The sequence below is a fragment of the Brachybacterium sp. HMSC06H03 genome, from assembly GCF_001807385.1.
Classification (GTDB): Bacteria; Actinomycetota; Actinomycetes; order Actinomycetales; family Dermabacteraceae; genus Brachybacterium; species Brachybacterium conglomeratum.
In genome coordinates this window covers 1-1,083 of the sequence record NZ_KV788828.1, presented here as the reverse complement: position 1 = coordinate 1,083, position 1,083 = coordinate 1, and the positions used below count along the sequence as shown (strand labels likewise).

At 77.5% G+C, this 1,083-nt stretch carries 1 protein-coding gene and 1 pseudogene; both read left to right on the top strand.

Going from position 1 to position 1,083, the window contains the following annotated elements; genetic code table 11:
• A pseudogene (locus tag HMPREF3159_RS10200) lies at nt 1-265 on the top strand (1-acyl-sn-glycerol-3-phosphate acyltransferase); the annotation flags it as partial.
• Nucleotides 262-1,083, top strand: an 822-nt coding sequence (locus HMPREF3159_RS10195; protein ID WP_070500933.1) for an NAD(P)H-dependent glycerol-3-phosphate dehydrogenase, incomplete at its 3' end; no start/stop codon positions are given. The pseudogene HMPREF3159_RS10200 and the gene HMPREF3159_RS10195, both read left to right, overlap by 4 nt.

Genomic DNA, 1,083 nt, shown 5'->3' with positions numbered 1-1,083 from the left:
CCCGCTGCCGCGCCCCGGGCGCGGACGGCGCGTGCGCATGCGCGTCGGCGAGCCCTTCACCGCCGCCGCCGGCGAGGGCGAGACGGAGCACGAGGCCGCCCTGCGCGTCACCGAGGACCTCATGGCCCGCATCGCGGCCCTCCTCGGCGAGCTGCGCGGCCTCACCCCGCCCGATCGCCTCCACGACCCGCGCACGGACGCCCACCGCCCCGAGATCGGCCGCACCGATCCCGGCTTCCGCGCCCCGACGGAGCCGCGACGATGAGCGCGCCGCGCAGGGCCCCGCGCCTCACCGTCCTCGGCGCCGGCAGCTGGGGGACCACCTTCGCGCAGGTCCTCGCCGACGGCGGCGCCGAGGTGACCCTCTGGGCGCGCCGCGAGGAGGTCGCCCGCGAGATCAGGACGCAGCACCGCAACAGCGCCTATCTCGGCGACCGCGAGCTCCCCGCGAGCCTCCGCGCCACCGCCGATGTCGCCGCCGCGCTCGAGGGCGCCGACGGCGTCGTCGTCGCGATCCCCGCCCAGTCGATGCGCGCGACCCTCGCGCCCTGGCCCGCCCTGCCCGCCGTCCCGGTGCTCTCCCTCACCAAGGGCATCGAGCGCGGCACCGACGCCCGGATCAGCGAGATCCTCGCCCGGGCCGGGGGAGCGGACCCCTCCCTCGTCGGAGTGCTCTCCGGCCCGAACCTCTCCGGCGAGATCGCCGAGCGCCGCCCCTGCGCGAGCGTCGTCGCCGCCCCGGACGAGGAGCTCGCCGAGACCTTCGCCTCCTGGTGCTCCGCGCCCTACCTGCGCGCCTATACCTCGACCGACGTGGTCGGGGTCGAGGTCGCCGGGGCCGTGAAGAACGTCATCGCGATCGCCGTCGGCGCCGCGACGGGGCTCGGCCACGGCCACAACACCACCGCCTCCCTGATCACGCGGGGACTGGCGGAGATCACCCGTCTGGGCGTCGCGCTGGGCGGGCGCCGCGAGACCTTCCCGGGCCTCGCCGGCATGGGCGACCTCGTCGCGACGTGCTCCTCGCCGCTCAGCCGCAACCACCGCCTCGGCCTCGCGCTCGGTCGCGGGCTCGACGTCGCC